This is a genomic window from Catellatospora bangladeshensis (genome assembly GCF_016862575.1).
Lineage (GTDB): Bacteria > Actinomycetota > Actinomycetes > Mycobacteriales > Micromonosporaceae > Catellatospora > Catellatospora bangladeshensis.
Window position 1 is genome coordinate 1 of record NZ_BONF01000049.1, and the last position, 14,803, is coordinate 14,803.

A 14,803-nucleotide genomic window follows, 5' to 3' on the forward strand; every position below is an offset into this window, starting at 1 on the left:
CCGGGCAAATCCCTAACACTTCGCGCAAGATCGTCGCGGCGGTGCGGCTCCGGGTGGCGCGGTGTGGGGTCGGCGGAGGGGAAGATCACGGGTTCGTGTCGGAATGTGAGGTTGGAGCGCAGGTTTGGACACGAACTCGCGATCATGCCCGCGGCACCCCCGAAGCTGAGCGGGGATCCGGGGGATATATCCGACTTGTTACATGCCGAGTAGAGATCACGAGCGGTAGAGCGCATCGATCTCCGGGGCGTATTTGCGGAGGATTGAGGCGCGGCGGAGTTTGAGGGTGGGCGTGAGTTCGTCGCCGCCGGGGGACCAGGTGCTGTCGAGGATCGTGTAACGCTTGATCTGCTCGACGCGGGAGAGGGTGGCGTTGCCGGCGGCTACTCCGGCGGCGACCGCATCGGCGAGGTCGAGTGCGCCGTCGCGGGCGTGGTGGGCGGCGACCGCCTCGGGGTCCAGGACGAGCAGGGCGACGTTGTACGGGCGTCCGTCGCCGACCACGATCATCGCGGACAGCAGGGGGCAGGCCGCCTTCACGGCGCCCTCGATGTTGGAGGGGGACATGTTCTTGCCCGCCGCGTTGATGATCAGCTCTTTCTTGCGGTCCACGATGGTCAGGTAGCCGTCGGCGTCCAGGGTGGCCACGTCGCCGGTGCGCAGCCAGCCGTCTTCGAACGCGTCGGCGGTGCGCGCCGGGTCGCGGTAGTAGCCGGGCGTGACGACCGGGCCGCGTACCAGCAGCTCGCCGTCGTCGGCCAGGCGCAGTTCGACGCCGGGGGCGGCGATGCCGACGGTGCCGGGGCGGATCGCGCCGGGCGGGTTGAGGGTGCTCGCGCCGCACGTCTCGGACATGCCCCAGATCTCGCACACCGGCAGCCCGAGGTCGAGGAAGAACTCCAGCACCGGCACGCTGAGCGCGGCCGCCCCGCACATCGCCCAGCGCATCCGGTCCATGCCGAGCTGCCGCCGCACCCGCGACAGCACCAGCCGGTCGGCGAGCAGCGCGCCCACCCGGGACAGGGGACCGCGCCCGCGGCGCCGGGCCAGCTTCACAGCCAGGCCGAACATCGCCCGGCGGGGCGCGGGTGCGTCGGCGAGCGCGTCGAGGATGCGAGCGCGCATCTTCTCGAACACCCGGGGCACCGCCGCCCAGTACGTCGGGCGTACCTGCGCCAGGGCTCCGGCCAGCTCGCGCAGGTCGGCGAGGCAGGTGACCCGGGAGCCGTAGAGCATCTGCAGATAGTGGCTGGCGAGGCGGTCGGCGATGTGCGCGGCGGGCAGGTAGGACAGGCCGTGGTCGCCGCGGTGCAGGTCGAACAGCGCGGTGACGGCGGCGGCCTCGGCCAGCAGGTTGGCGTGGGTCAGCTCGACGCCCTTGGGTGGGCCGGTGGTGCCGGAGGTGTAGATGAGCGTGAGCAGATCCTCGGGCTGCACCGCGCGCCACGCGGCGTCGAAGTCGAAGCCGGGTTCGCCGGCCGCGCCCAGCTCGTCGAGCGTGATCGTGCCGTCGGGCCGGGCGTCCACGCAGACCACGTGCTCGACGGGTACGCCGCAGGCGAGGACGCGGTCGGCGTACTGCTCCTCGCAGATCACCACCCTGGCCTGCGCGTTGGCCAGTAGGTAGCCGATCTGCGCGGGGGAGGACGTGTTGTAGATCGAGAACGGGACCGCGCCGAGGTGGATCGCCGCGGTGTCGGCGACGTGGAACTCGGGCCGGTTGCTGAGCATCAGCGCCACCGCCTCGCCTCGCCCGACGCCCAGCGCGGCGAGCCCGGCGGCGGTACGCCGCACCGCGTCGGCGTACTCCCGCCAGGTCAGCACGGTGTCCGTGCCGTAGGCGCCCAGCGCGATCGCGCCGGGGTCCAGCGTGGCGGTGGCCTGGAACGCCTCACACATGGTGCGGTAGGGGAAGGCGGGCACGGTGTCCTTTCCGGAGCCGGTCAGTGCAGCCGCAGCGCGTGCATCGCCCGGACCGCCGCGGTGAGCAGCCACGCGTGGCGGGCCTGGCCGAGCCACGGCGGCGGATCGAGGCGCAGCAGCCGCTGCGTGGCTATCGTCTGCGCCTCGGTGTACGCGAGCAAGCCCCCCGTGCCGTGGCGGCGGCCCAGCCCGGACGCCTTCATGCCGCCCATGGGCGCGTCGTGCGAGGCGTACGCCGCCGCGTACCCCTCGTTGATGTTGACGGTGCCCGCGTGCAGCCGCCGGGCCAGCCGCTCCGCCGCGCGCACGTCCCGGCTGAACACGGCCGCGTTGAGCCCGTACCGGGTGTCGTTGGCCAGCGCGACGGCCGCGTCGTCACCGGACACGGCGTAGACGGACACGACGGGCCCGAACGTCTCCTCGCGGTACACGTCCATGTCGGGGGTGACCCCGGTCAGCACGGTCGGCTCGTGGAACAGCGGCCCCAGCTCGGGCCGGGGACGGCCACCGGTCAGCAGGGTCGCGCCGCGCGCCAGCGCGTCGGTGACGTGGCGGCGGGTGGCGTCCATGGTGCGAGGCAGGGTCAGCGAGCCGAGTTCCGGTCCGAACGACAGCCCCGGGCCGGTGTGCAGGGCGCGCACCAGGGGCAGGAAGCGCGCCAGGAACGCGTCGTGCACGGTGTCGTCGACGATGATGCGCTCGATGGACAGGCACAGCTGTCCGGCGCTGGCGAAGCAGGCCCGCACCGCCGCCTGCGCCGCCCGGTCCAGGTCGGCGTCGGCGCGTACCAGCAGGGCGTTCTTGCCGCCGAGTTCGAGCGAGCAGCCGACCAGGCGCTGCCCGGCGCGGGCGGCCACGGTGCGCCCGGCCGCGCTGGAGCCGGTCAGGCTGATGTGGTCGGCGCCGTCGAGCAGGGCCTCGCCGATGGCGGCGGGCTCACCGAGGACCTGCTGCCACACCGCCTCGGGCAGGCCGCACGCCACCAGCAGGTCGCGCGCCCAGGCGGCGGTGCGGGCGGTCTGCGTATCGGGCTTGTGCACCACGGCGTTGCCCGCCAGCAGTGCGGGCACGATGTCGCTGACGGCAAGGGCCAGCGGGTAGTTCCACGGGGTGATCACGGCGACGGTGCCGATCGGGTGGCGCACCTCGGTGACCCTGGTCAGCAGCGGCAGCGCGCCGCGGCGGTGGCGCGGGCGCAGCAGCCTCGGCGCGCGGCGGGCGTAGTAGAGGCTGACCAGGGCCGCGTCGAGGACCTCCTCGTGCGCGTAGGTCCTGGCCTTGCCGGTCTCCAGCTGGACCAGGTCGAGGATCTCGGCCTGCCGGTCCAGCAGCGCGCGGGCGAAGCGGCGCACCACCCGGGCGCGCTCGCGGGGCGGCCGGGCGGCCCAGGCGGGCTGGGCGGCGCGCGCGTCGGCGTACGCCGTGGCGACGTCGGCCGTGGTGCTCTGCCGGACGATGGCCAGCGGCTCGCCGGTGAAGGGCGTGCGGGTGACCACGTCCTCCCCACGCCGTTGCGGGCTGCCCATGCGTTGCACCGTAACGATTTCGCCGAAGATCGCAATAGGCGTCCACGTATTCGCAGGCAGGCGCTATATAAATCAAGCACGCTTGACTTTTTTGGATCACGGCGGGAGGGTTGACCGGCCGCCCGCACCCGCCGGAGGGACGCCGATGTCCGAGCAGGACCGCCCGTACGTGACCATGACCGCCGACCGGGCCGTCGCCACGCTGACCCTGGACTCGCCGCACAACCGCAACGCCCTGTCCCGGCGCCTGATCACCGAACTGCGCGAGCACCTGGCCACGGCCGCCGCCGACCCGGCGGTGCGCGCCGTCGTGCTCGCGCACACCGGCCGCGTGTTCTGCGCCGGCGCCGACCTGACCGAGGCCGCCGACGGCCCGGCGGCGGGCACCGCGCGGCTGCTGGCCCTGCTGCGCGAGCTGGTCGAGCTGCCCAAACCGGTGCTGGCCCGGGTCGACGGGCACGTGCGCGCGGGCGGCCTCGGGCTGCTGGGCGCGTGCGACATCGTGGTGGCGGGGCTGGCGTCGTCGTACGCGTTCACCGAGGCGCGCATCGGCGTCGCCCCGGCGGTCATCTCGCTCACCACGCTGCCCCGGCTGACCGCCCGCGCGGCGGCCCGCTACTACCTGACCGGCGAGGTGTTCGCCGCCGCGGCGGCGCAGGACTGCGGGCTGGTCACGGTGGCGGCCGCCGACGTGGACGCGGCGCTGGCGGAGCTGCTCGACGGCGTGCGCGCCGGGTCGCCGCAGGGGCTGGCGGCGAGCAAGCGGCTGGCCACCCGCGAGGTGCGCGCGGCGCTCGACGCGTACGGGGAGGAGATGGCGGCGCTGTCGGCCGAGCTGTTCGCCACCGAGGAGGCGGCCGAGGGCATGATGGCGTTCCTCCAGCGGGGCAAGCCGTCCTGGGCGGTGTGACGACAGCGCGGGACATTGGCACATCTGCATACTTGTTTCTCTAGGCGAAACGGTGTTCCACTGTGGGAACCAAGGTTCCCATGAGAGGAGCAACCATGCTCAGGCGAGCGATCCTCGTCCTTGCCCTGTTCACCGCCGCCGTCACGGGTTTCGGCACGCCCGCGTCCGCGGCCGACACCTCCGTGCCCGGCTCGTACGCCGTCGGATACGTCGACGCCTCCGTCAGCGCCAGCGGCCGCTCGTTCAGCGCCCGCATCTACTACCCGGCGGCCACCGCCGGGCAGAACGCCGCCGTCGCGGCCGGGCGCTTCCCGGCGATCGCGTTCGGACACGGCTTCCTGCAGGGCGTCAGCAAGTACTACGGCACCATGTCCCACCTGGCGTCCTGGGGCTTCATCGTGGCCGCGCCCACCTCGCAGGGCGGGCTCGCGCCCAGCCACAGCGGCTTCGCCGACGACCTCAACGCCCAGCTCACCTGGCTCGTCGCGCAGGACACCACGGCCGGGTCCCGGTTCAACGCGCACGTCACCACCGGCAAGCTCGGCCTGTCCGGCCACTCCATGGGCGGCGGCGCCAGCGTGCTCGCCGCCTCCCGCAACCCGGCCGTGACCACCGTGGCCAACCTCGCCGCCGCCGAGACCAACCCGTCGGCCGCCACCGCCGCCGCATCGGTACGCGTACCGATGATGCTGGTCGCGGGGGAGAAGGACGGGACCGCGCCGATCGCGAGCCACCAGCGGCCCATCTACAACGGCAAGCCTGCGCCCAAGCAGCTGCGCACCATCCGCGGCGGCTTCCACTGCGGCTTCATCGAGTCCTCGTCGCTGTTCTGCGACAGCGGCACGATCACCCGGGCTGCGCAGCTCACCGTCACCCGCCGGGTGCTGACCGACTGGTTCCGCTACTACCTGGCCGGCGACGCCGCCTCCTACGACGCGGTATGGGGCGGCGCCGCCACCGGCGACCCCCAGGTCATCTTCGAGGGTGTCGCCTGACCGGCTGACCCGCGAGACCACGACCCGGCGGCGGCCACGAGCCGCCCCGGACGGCGGAGAGGGCCGCACCAGGTCCTCTCCGCCGCGTCACCTCACCCGCGGCAACCGGTTATCGGCTGGCCACTCAGGCTCGCCACCTGGCAGGATCGCGCTCCGGAGGACGGAGGGCGCCACCATGGAGGCATCGGAGCACGTCGGCGGGGACGCGCCGGGCGATCGCTGGGACGTGGCCAACCAGCTGATCGCCACGACCCGCGACGCCCGCGGCGAGGACCGGTCGCGCGCACTGCTCGCGCTCGCCACCTCACCGGGATCATGGTGGGCCGCACTCGACGCGACGCTGCGCTCGCAGAGCTGGCACGTGCAGGACTACGTGCCCGGCCTGACCGACCTGGTCGCCGAAGGCCGGGCCGACCTGCTCGAACTGGTCGTGGCCGGCTGCCACCACAACGGGCGGCTGCGCGGCGCGGCCGTGGCCCGGCTGCGCGCGCACGACCACCCGGTGGCCGACGTGCTGCTCGCGCTGCGCAGCGCCGACTGGGCCGACCCGGTGCGCGACGCCGCCCGTGCCGCCTGCGAGCGGTCGCTGACCCCGGACATCGACCCGGAACGGCTGCTGGTCATCGCCGACCTCGCCGACGCCATCCGGGACCGGGTACGGGCGCGCTGGCTGCGCGAACGCCTCGACGACCTGGTGACGCGGCTGCCCGACCCGGCCCTGACCCGCCTGCTGAGCGACGCGCGGCCACGGGTACGGCGCCACGCCTACCGGGTCGCGCTGGCCGCGGGGCGGCTGCCCGTGGACCGGCTGGTCGCGGCCGCGCTCGACGACCCGGACAACGTGATCCGCACGGTGTGCGCGAACGCCGCCTTCGCCGCCGCGCCCGACCTGTCGGTGGCGCGCAGCCTGCTCGCGGCACGGCTGCCGCTGGTCCGCTCGGAGGCGGTGCGGCTGCTGGCCCGCGACGGCGACCTCGCGGTCGCGCGGGCCGCGCTGGCCGACCCCGCGCCGGTGGTACGCCTGGTCGCACAGGTCGCCGTGGGCAAGGCCGGTGACGATCCGGCCGCGTGCTACCGCGAGCTGCTCGCCCGCGCCGCTCCCGAACCGGGCGCGATCGCCGGGCTGGGCGAGACCGGCACGGCCGCCGACGCCGAGCTGATCGCGCCCCGGCTGGCCCACCCCGCGGCCCGGGGCCGCGCCGCCGCCGTGCGGGCCCTGGTCGCGCTGGACGCCGTACGCGCTGAGCAGTTGCTGCCACTGCTGCGGGATCCGTCCGCCGCGGTGGTGGCGCAGGCCGCGAGCGCGCTGTGCGGCGTGGCGCACGAGATTAGCGAGCCGCTGCACGAGCTGCTCGGTGCCGGGCACCCGGTGCCGGTGCGGCGGGCGGCGTACCGGCTGCTGCTGGTGCGGGACGTGTGGCGCGGGCTGGCGGCGAGCCTGCGGCTGCTGGCCACGGCGGACCCGGTGCTGCTGGCGCAGGCCAGGTCGGAGGTGGACGCGTGGCCCCGCAACCCCGGGCCCAGGGCATACCGCCAACTCACCCCGGAGGTGGTCGCCGAGCTGCGGGCGGCGATCGAGCAGGCGCGGCCGGTGCTCGGGGACTCCCGGGCCGAGCTGCTGCACTGGTGCCTGCGTCAGGATCGGTGAAGGAGAGGCAGCGATGGTTGACGAAGCGCTCACGCGAATCATCGGCTTTCAGCGGGCGGCCGTCCGTCGGCAGGCGGAGGAGGCGGCCGAGTTCCCGCACGGGTTCGTGGCGCTGTGCCCGAGCTTCCCCTACTCCTATGACCACAACCTCGTCGTGCTGACCGGGGACGAGGCCCCGGCGGGCGTGGCCGGTCTGGTCGAGTCGGTCCTGGATGGCACGGGTGTCGAACACCGACTCGTGCTGGCGCACTCGGCTCGGCTCGGCGACCAGGTCGCGGACGAGCTGATCGGGGCCGGGTACAGCCACTCGGTCAACGTCGTGATGGTGCTCGCGGACGGGCACGGGCCGATCGGCGACTCCGGCCAGGTCCGCGAACTGGCGCTCGACGACCTGCGGCCGATCGACCGGCAACTGTGGGCACAGCGGCTGCCGGACGCGCCCGCCGAGGTGCCGGACCAGCTCGCCGATCGGCGGGTGCTGCGGCGGTCCTGCGCCGATGAGGTGGTCTTTCTGGGGGTGCGCGACAGCCGGGGTGCCGTGGTGGCCCACGCGGATCTGTATCTCGACCACGGGTTCGGCTGCGCGCAGGTCGAGGACGTGTACACCGATCCGGGACACCGGGGGCGCGGGCTGGCGCGGGCGCTGCTCGCGGAGGGGGTGCGGCGGGCGGCGGAGGCGGGCTGCCCGACCACGTTCCTGGTCGCCGACGCGCAGGACTGGCCGGTGCGCTTCTACGAGCGGCTCGGCTTCACGCCGGTCACGCGTACCCACCTGTTCCTGCGCCTGCCCGGCTGAGCGCGGACAGGGCGAACGCGACGATGTCGTCGCGGGGCAGGGCGGCGCCCGCGTCCGCGGCGGCCTGGTACGCCGCCGGGCCCAGCGCTGCCGTGAGGGTCTTCGCGGCCGCGGTCAGGTCCGCGGCGTCGGAGCCGTAAGCGGCGGTGTCGGCGGCACCGAGCGCACCGAGCAGCACGGCCGCGTCCTCGTGCGCTCCGGTCCGGGCGAGCAGCTGGACCAGGTTGCGCAGGGTCGTCCACTGGTGGTGCCAGATCTGCAGCCGGTGCCACTGGTCCACGCAGCGGCGGAAGGCGCCTGCCGCGGCGGTGTACTCCCCGGATCTGGTGAGCAGGGCGGCGAGGCCGACCTCGGCGATGGTCGCGGTGAACGCGCCGCCGACCGACCAGGCCAGCGCGACCGCTTCCGCGTAGAGCCGTGCGGCCTCGGCGGGATCGCTGCCGGACCGGGCCTCGGCCGCGCTGTACAGGGCCCAGGCCAGCAGGGTGGGGTTGCCGATGGCCCGGGTGACCCGCAGCTGCTCGCGGGCGATGGCGAGACCGCCGTCCGGGTCGCCCGCGTACGTGCGCGCCAGGCCCTGGAACAGCAGGCCCTCGCCCTCGCGCCAGGCGTCGCCGTGCAGCCGGGCCAGCCGCGTCTGCTCGGACGCCCAGCGGAAGCAGTCGTCCAGCCGGCCCTCGTAGAGCGCCACCGCCGCCAGCACCTTGCGGACCGGCAGGCACAGCGGCCCGTCCGGATCGGACGCGGTGTGCAGTGCCTGCTCCGCGATGGACAGGGCGCGCCGCTGGTCGCCGCGCAGGGTCAGTCCTTCCGCGACCGCGCCGCAGACCACCGGGTGCAGCGGGTGCCGCTGCGCGTCCGGCAGGCCGAGCACGGTCTCGCCCCAGGACACCACCTCGTCGTGGAAGCGGTACACCACGTAGTGGTACAGGCCCGCCGAGATACGCATCGCGACGTCGGTGTCGTGCCGGTCGACCGCCCAGCGGTGCGCCGCCCGCAGGTTGCCCAGCTCGGCGTCGAGCAGCGCGACGCAGGCGCCCTCCTCGGTGCCCCGGATCCTGGCGCCGACGTCCTGCGCGACCGCCGCGTAGTAGGCGGCGTGCGCGTTGTGCGCGTGCGGCAGCTCGCCGCGTTCGGCGAGCTTCTCCCGCCCGTACGCGCGCAGCAGGCTGAGCATCGAGTAGCGCACCTGCCCGGCGCTCGGCCCGGCGGTGACCAGCGAGCCGTCCACCAGCACCGCGAGCGCGTCGAGCAGGTCGGCCTCGCCGCACACCCGCTCGGCGGCGTCCAGGGTGAACCCGCCCGCGAACACCGACAGGCGGTCGAACAGGTGCTGCTCGGCAGGGCTGAGCAGCGCGTAGGACCAGTCGACGACGGCCCGCAGCGTCCGGTGCCGCGCAGGGGCGGTGGGCCGGGTGGTGCTGAGCAGCCGCAGCCCGTCGATGAGCCGGTCCGCTACGTCGGCGGGATTCAGCGACCGGATCCGGGCCGCGGCCAGCTCGATGGCCAGCGGCAGCCCGTCGAGCTGCCGGCACACCTCGGCGATGTGCGCGAGGTTGTCCCCGGACAGGTCGAGTCCGGGCCGGACGGCGCGGGCGCGGTCCACGAACAGCCGCACGGCCGGGGACGCGGTCGCCTCGGCCGCGCCGGTCTCCGGCACCGCGAGCGGCGCGACCGGGTGGAGTCGCTCGCCCGGCACGCCCAGGCCGGTGCGGCTGGTGGCCAGCACCGTCACCCGGGGGCAGGCGCGGACGACGGCGGCGATCAGCGTCGCGGCCTCGGCGAGCACGTGTTCGCAGTTGTCGACGACGAGCAGCAGCTCGCGGGCGGCGAGGTAGGCGTGGACCGACTCCTCGACGCTCAGTCCGGGCTGCTGACGTGCGCCGGCGGCCGCCGCGAGCGCGTGGCCGAGCGCGGTGCCGTCGGTTACGGGGGCCAGCTCGCACCAGCGCACGCCGTCGGCGTACCCGCCGCTCAGCTCCACCGCGACGTGGGCGGCCAGGCGGGTCTTGCCCACGCCGCCGGGTCCGGTGAGCGTCACCAGGCGGCACTCGCGCAGCTGTGCGCCGACGGCGGACAGGTCGGCCTCGCGCCCGATGAAGCTGGACAGCTCGACCGGCACCGCGGCGGACCCGTCCGGTGTCGTGCCGAGGCCGGACGCGGTTGCTGCGGCCGTGTCCGCGGCGTGCTCGGCGGCGGTGTTCCCGGCTGCGCCGGCAACTTGTGGGTTGCTCCCGAAACCCAGGAGTTGCGGGCCGCGCGCAGGGGTGGTCTCCGGATCGGGGGAGGCCCGCCGCCGCGGCGTGGCCGGTGGCGTCCAGTCGAGGGCGGGGTCCTGGCGCAGTACGGAGGCCTCCAGCGCGCGCAGCGTGGCCGTGGGCTCGACACCCAGTTCCTCGTCGAGGTGGCTGCGGAACGCGCGGAACACGGCCAGCGCCTCGGCTTGGCGGCCGCATCGGTACAGGGCCAGCATCTGCTGCTCGCGGGGGCGTTCACGGAGCGGGTGCGCGGCGGCGTGGGCGTCGATCGCGCCGACCAGGCCGGCGTGGCGGCCCAGCGCGAGCCCGGCGTCGAAACGCTGCTCGATCGCGGTCAGCCGCAGCTCCGCGAGGCGGGTGGCCTCGGGCCGGGCGAAGTCCGCGTCGGCGAACTCGGCGTACGCGGGGCCGCGCCACAGGGCCAGCGCCTCGTCCAGGGAGGTCAGGGCGTGATCGGGGTCGTCGGCGGCGACGCGCCGGGCCCGGTCGCACAGCTGCTCGAACCGGCCCGCGTCGGTCTGCTCGGGCGTGATCTGCAGCAGGTAACCGGGCGGGTGGGTGAGCAGCACGTCCTCGCCGCCGGTACGCAACAGCCCGCGCAACCGCGAGACATACGTGTACAAAGACGGCAAAGCACTCGCCGAGGCGGCGTCGCCCCAGATGATCTCGACCAGGCTGTCGGCGGGCACCACGGAACCCGCCCGCGCGATGAGGGCCGTGAGCAGCAGCCGCTGCGTCCTGCTGCCGATCACCACGTCGCGCTCGCCGGAGCGCACCCGCAGCGCCCCCAGGACGCCGAAGTTCATGCCCGTGCCCGCGATCGGATACGCCGCAATCGCGCCGCAAGCCGGCTGCAAGGTGGCCCCGCCAGCATCGGTGAAGTCGGTTCCACCGTCACAACCAACCACTATAGGAGGCGACCCGATCATGACTACCGCAGTGAAGCCCGTCGCGGCGCAGGCGATCACGCCGGAGGTCGAGGCCTTCGCCGGCCGCGTCATGGGTGACACCAGCGCCTGGATGGTCACCACGATGGCGATGCTCGGCGACCGGCTGGGACTCTGGCGTTCCCTGGCCGGCTCCGGGGCGCTTACCAGCGCGGAACTGGCCGCACGCACGGGCACGTCCGAGCGCTACGTCCAGGAGTGGCTGTCCTCGATGGCCGCGCACGGATACGTCGACCACGACCCGTACACGGGCCGGTTCACCCTGCCCGCCGCGCACGTGCCGGTGCTCGCCGAGGCGGGACCCGCCTACTTCGGCGGCCTGCACCAGGCCCTGTTCGGGCTCACCGGGGTGCTCGGCCGGGTGGCCGACGCGTTCCGGGACGGCAGCGGCGTGCCGCTGTCGGCGTACCCGGACGACTGGTGGCAGGGTCTCGAACGCTTCACCAACGGCTGGTTCGACCATCTGCTGCCGGGCGTGTGGCTGCCCGCGCTGCCCGAGGTGCACGCGGCGCTGGAGCGCGGCGCGGACGTCGCCGACGTCGGCTGCGGCCGCGGCCGGGCCCTCATCCGGCTCGCGCAGGCCTACCCCGCCGGGCGGTACACCGGCTTCGACATCCATCCCGAGTCGGTCGAGGCGGCACGGGCCGCCGCGCAGGAGGCGGGCGTCGCGGACCGGGTGCGGTTCGAGGTGTGCGACGTGTCCACCGGTATCCCGGGCGACTACGACGTGATCACCACGTTCGACGTCATCCACGACGCCGCCGACCCGCTGGGCATGCTCAAGGTGATCCGCACCGCGCTGCGCCCGGACGGGCGCTACGTCTGCCTGGACATCAACGCCAGCCACCACCTGCCCGACAACACCGGACCGCTGGGCGCCTACTTCTACGGCGTCAGCATCCTCTACTGCATGTCGACCTCGCTGGCGCAGCACGGCGCGGGCCTGGGCACCTGCGGCTTCAACGAGCACACCGCGCGCCGGCTGTGCGCCGAGGCCGGCTTCGGCACGGTCACCCGGGTCGACATCGACAACCCGTTCAACATCCTCTACGAGATCACCGTCTGAACCCGGTGCCGGGCCGTCCACCGGCCCGGCACCGCCTCCTCGGGAAGGCGTCCGATGTCCACATCCTCCGCGGCCGAGCTGGGCACCGTGCTCGGCGTCTGGGCCCACCCGGACGACGAGGTGTACCTGTCCGGCGGCCTGATGGCCCTGGCGGCCGACGCGGGCAACCGCGTCGTCTGCGTGACCGCGACCGCCGGTGAGCACGGCACGGCCGATCCGGACCGGTGGCCACCGGACCGGCTGGCCGCCGTACGCACGCACGAGCTGCGCGCCTCGCTGGCCGTGCTCGGGGTGACCGAGCACCGCTTCCTCGGGCTGCCCGACGGCGCCTGCGCGGACCAGCCCGCCAGGCCCGTCGTGAGCAGGCTCGCCGCGCTGATCGGCGAGGTGCGGCCGGACACGATCGTGACGTTCGCGCCCGACGGGTTCACCGGGCACGGCGACCACCGGGCGGTGTCGCGATGGACCACCGCGGCCCGCGCGCTTGCCGCACCCGGCGCGCGGCTGCTGCACACCGCCGTCACCCAGGAGTTCCTCGACCGCTGGCAGGCCGTCTACGAGCGGCTCGACATCTTCGTCGGCGGCCTGCCGGTCCGTACACCCCGCGACCGGCTCAGCCTGCACCTGTCGCTCAGCCCGGCGCCGGCCGACCGCAAGCTGGTCGCGCTGCGCGCGCAGGCCACCCAGACCGCCGGGCTGGTCGCCGTCCTCGGCGAGGACACCATGCGGGACTGGTGCGCCGAGGAGTCGTTCATTGACGCCGACGAGGTCGCCGGATCGACCCCGACGTCGGCGTGGCCCGCGCCGCGTGACCTCGCCGAGCCGGTCACAGCACAGCTACGCCATGGGGCGGCCACGGGCCGGAGCTGACACCGGCGGCCCGATGCCCGTGGTCACAGCGCCAGCCCGCCGTCGACCGGGACGACCGCGCCGGTCATCGCGCTGCTGTCCGGCCCGGCCAGGAACGCGAGGACCGCGGCGACCTCGGCCGGGTCGAGCAGCCGGCCGAGCGGCTGCTGGGCGGCGAACCGCTCCGCGTCGGGCAGCCCGTACAGCCGGGCGCTCTCGGCCAGGATCGGCGTGTCCGTCGAACCCGGGCTGACCGCGTTGGCGGTCACCCCCGACCCGCCCAGCTCGCTGCCGAGCGCGCGGACGAACCCGGCGACCCCCGCCTTCGCCGCGCAGTAGGCCGCGAGCATCGGGAGCCCACGCGTGGCCGCAGCCGAGGCCACCGCGAGGAAGCGACCGGACCGCGGCTCGGGGCGGCGCAGCATGGCCGGAATCGCGGCCCGCGCGAGGTTGAGCACCCCGCGCAGGTCGACGTCGAGCACGGCGTCCTCCTGCGCGACGGGCACCTCCCACATCGGGACGCCGCCCGCGATCACCCCGGCTGCGGCGATCGCCGCATCCAGGCCGCCCCATCGCTGCTCGGCCTCCGCGACCGCGGCGGTGAGCGCGGCGAGGTCGCGCACGTCGGCGAGGTGACCGCGCACCGGGCCGTGCGCGGCGGCCCGGTCCACCACCGCGGCCAGCTCGTCCGCGGTGGCCATGGCGTACGGCAGCGCCGGGTCCTGCCCGCCGAGGTCGACCGCGAGCACCGACCAGCCCTGCTCGGCCAGCTTCAGCACCGTGGCGGCGCCGATGCCGCGCGCGGCCCCGGTGACGAGCGCGACCCGGGCACTCATACCGCCGCCGGTGTTTCCGCGCGGCATACCGGCGTCATCGGATGAGCACCGCGGAACCCTGGGGTACGCAGTCGGCCAGCGTCACCGGGTCGCCCATCGCCACGACGATGTCACGGGCACCGGAGAAGGAGTCGCGGCCGTGCGAGGACATCACGTTGTCCACGAGGAGCAGGTCTCCCCGGGTCCACGGGCGCCGCCGGGTCATCCGGTCGTAGGCCGAGTTGATTTCGGCGACGTCGGCTTCGGTCAGCGCCGCGCCGTCCCCGTAGGACGTGGCGAACGGCAGGCCGTCGTGGTCGAACTCGTCGATGAGCATGTCGCGGATCGCGGGGTCCAGCGACCACTCGCTCCAGAACGCGGCGTGGTTGAACCACACGGGTTCGCCGCTGGCCGGATGACGGATGATGCCGGGGCGGTTCTGCTCGGTCCGCAGGACGCCGTCGACCCAGGTGCATCTCATGGCGTTGGCCGCGCAGTACGCTTCGACATCCGACTCGCGCTCGGTGCCGAAGGCGGTCGTCCACGGCAGGCCGATGGCCGCCTGGTAGTTGCGGGTCAGGCACCAGCCGGCCTCCGCCATGCGGGCGGTGATGCGTTCGGGCAGGGCGCCGAGCACCGAGCGCACGTTGGCCACCGTGGTCGCGCCGCCGTACGTGGGCGCGGTGACGCAGCCGAACAGCAGCCTGCCGGGGAAGCTGAGGGTGTAGCTGTTCTCGTTGTGCTGCCGGATGCTCTGCGCCGGTGGCAGATCGGTGGACGAGTAGACGCCCGAGCCGAAGTCGGTGCGCGGTGTCGCCTTCTCGTGGTAGGCCGCGGGCTGGTCGAACACGACGTCACGGACGGCGGCGAAGTCCTCGCGGCTCGCGATGCCGGCTCCCGCGAGATACAGCGCTCCGTGCTCGCTCAGCGCGGCGTCGAGCGGGGACCGGTGCTCGGCGATCCAGTCCATCGTCGCCTGGATTCCGTGGTGGGAGACCGTATCGAGGTCGATCGTCGGCGGTGCCGTGCCGTCGGTCCGGATACGCAGAGGCTCACTCATCGCTTCCATC

The 14,803-nt window shown here is 74.3% G+C and carries 11 protein-coding genes; 6 read left to right on the forward strand and 5 right to left on the reverse strand.

Annotation, left to right across the window (positions count from 1 at the left end):
• Positions 1-216: 216 nt before the first annotated feature.
• Both Cba03nite_RS34475 and Cba03nite_RS34480 read right to left on the reverse strand, forming a co-directional pair.
• The gene (locus tag Cba03nite_RS34475) at positions 217-1,923 is read right to left on the reverse strand and encodes an AMP-binding protein (protein WP_203755711.1); all 1,707 of its coding nucleotides are present in this window, start codon (positions 1,921-1,923) and stop codon (positions 217-219) included.
• A 20-nt stretch (positions 1,924-1,943) separates the two neighbouring features.
• Positions 1,944-3,449 carry a succinic semialdehyde dehydrogenase gene (locus Cba03nite_RS34480; protein WP_203755714.1) on the reverse strand — a complete coding sequence of 502 codons (1,506 nt, stop codon included), beginning with the start codon at positions 3,447-3,449 and terminating at the stop codon, positions 1,944-1,946.
• 145 nt (positions 3,450-3,594) lie between these two features.
• On the opposite strand from Cba03nite_RS34480, the gene Cba03nite_RS34485 reads away from it, so the two are divergent.
• The 4 genes from Cba03nite_RS34485 (at position 3,595) to Cba03nite_RS34500 (ending at position 7,798) form a co-directional block, all read left to right on the forward strand.
• Positions 3,595-4,359 (forward strand): enoyl-CoA hydratase family protein, encoded by a 765-nt coding sequence (locus tag Cba03nite_RS34485; protein WP_203755717.1) that lies wholly within the window; start codon positions 3,595-3,597, stop codon positions 4,357-4,359.
• Between the two features lie 95 nt (positions 4,360-4,454).
• On the forward strand, positions 4,455-5,354 hold the full coding sequence (locus Cba03nite_RS34490) for an alpha/beta hydrolase family protein (protein WP_203755719.1): 900 nt from the start codon (positions 4,455-4,457) through the stop codon (positions 5,352-5,354).
• A 175-nt stretch (positions 5,355-5,529) separates the two neighbouring features.
• Positions 5,530-7,002 carry a hypothetical protein gene (locus Cba03nite_RS34495; RefSeq protein ID WP_203755722.1) on the forward strand — a complete coding sequence of 491 codons (1,473 nt, stop codon included), beginning with the start codon at positions 5,530-5,532 and terminating at the stop codon, positions 7,000-7,002.
• Positions 7,003-7,015: 13 nt separating this feature from the next.
• Complete coding sequence (locus Cba03nite_RS34500; RefSeq protein ID WP_203755725.1) at positions 7,016-7,798, forward strand: GNAT family N-acetyltransferase; 783 nt, start codon at positions 7,016-7,018, stop codon at positions 7,796-7,798.
• On the opposite strand, the gene Cba03nite_RS34505 is transcribed toward Cba03nite_RS34500, so the two are convergent.
• The gene (locus tag Cba03nite_RS34505; RefSeq protein WP_203755728.1) at positions 7,761-10,862 is read right to left on the reverse strand and encodes an AfsR/SARP family transcriptional regulator; all 3,102 of its coding nucleotides are present in this window, start codon (positions 10,860-10,862) and stop codon (positions 7,761-7,763) included. The genes Cba03nite_RS34500 and Cba03nite_RS34505 overlap by 38 nt on opposite strands.
• A 121-nt stretch (positions 10,863-10,983) precedes the next feature.
• On the opposite strand from Cba03nite_RS34505, the gene Cba03nite_RS34510 reads away from it, so the two are divergent.
• Complete coding sequence (locus tag Cba03nite_RS34510; RefSeq protein WP_203755731.1) at positions 10,984-12,069, forward strand: class I SAM-dependent methyltransferase; 1,086 nt, start codon at positions 10,984-10,986, stop codon at positions 12,067-12,069.
• 54 nt (positions 12,070-12,123) lie between these two features.
• On the forward strand, positions 12,124-12,939 hold the full coding sequence (locus tag Cba03nite_RS34515; protein ID WP_203755734.1) for a PIG-L family deacetylase: 816 nt from the start codon (positions 12,124-12,126) through the stop codon (positions 12,937-12,939).
• A gap of 23 nt (positions 12,940-12,962) precedes the next feature.
• Here the strand turns inward: Cba03nite_RS34515 and Cba03nite_RS34520 are convergent, their stop codons facing one another.
• Entirely contained in the window at positions 12,963-13,754 is a 792-nt protein-coding gene (locus tag Cba03nite_RS34520; protein ID WP_203755737.1) for a mycofactocin-coupled SDR family oxidoreductase, read from the reverse strand.
• Positions 13,755-13,788: 34 nt separating this feature from the next.
• Entirely contained in the window at positions 13,789-14,793 is a 1,005-nt protein-coding gene (locus Cba03nite_RS34525) for a TauD/TfdA family dioxygenase (protein ID WP_203755743.1), read from the reverse strand.
• Positions 14,794-14,803: the final 10 nt, after the last annotated feature.

Coding starts and splice junctions, on each gene's coding strand:
- Cba03nite_RS34480 (WP_203755714.1), bottom strand. CDS start 3,449: ATGGGCAGCCCGCAACGGCGTGGGGAGGACGTGGTCACCCGCACGCCC.
- Cba03nite_RS34490 (WP_203755719.1), top strand. CDS start 4,455: ATGCTCAGGCGAGCGATCCTCGTCCTTGCCCTGTTCACCGCCGCCGTC.
- Cba03nite_RS34500 (WP_203755725.1), top strand. CDS start 7,016: ATGGTTGACGAAGCGCTCACGCGAATCATCGGCTTTCAGCGGGCGGCC.
- Cba03nite_RS34510 (WP_203755731.1), top strand. CDS start 10,984: ATGACTACCGCAGTGAAGCCCGTCGCGGCGCAGGCGATCACGCCGGAG.
- Cba03nite_RS34525 (WP_203755743.1), bottom strand. CDS start 14,793: ATGAGTGAGCCTCTGCGTATCCGGACCGACGGCACGGCACCGCCGACG.
- Cba03nite_RS34495 (WP_203755722.1), top strand. CDS start 5,530: ATGGAGGCATCGGAGCACGTCGGCGGGGACGCGCCGGGCGATCGCTGG.
- Cba03nite_RS34520 (WP_203755737.1), bottom strand. CDS start 13,754: ATGAGTGCCCGGGTCGCGCTCGTCACCGGGGCCGCGCGCGGCATCGGC.
- Cba03nite_RS34505 (WP_203755728.1), bottom strand. CDS start 10,862: ATGAACTTCGGCGTCCTGGGGGCGCTGCGGGTGCGCTCCGGCGAGCGC.
- Cba03nite_RS34515 (WP_203755734.1), top strand. CDS start 12,124: ATGTCCACATCCTCCGCGGCCGAGCTGGGCACCGTGCTCGGCGTCTGG.
- Cba03nite_RS34485 (WP_203755717.1), top strand. CDS start 3,595: ATGTCCGAGCAGGACCGCCCGTACGTGACCATGACCGCCGACCGGGCC.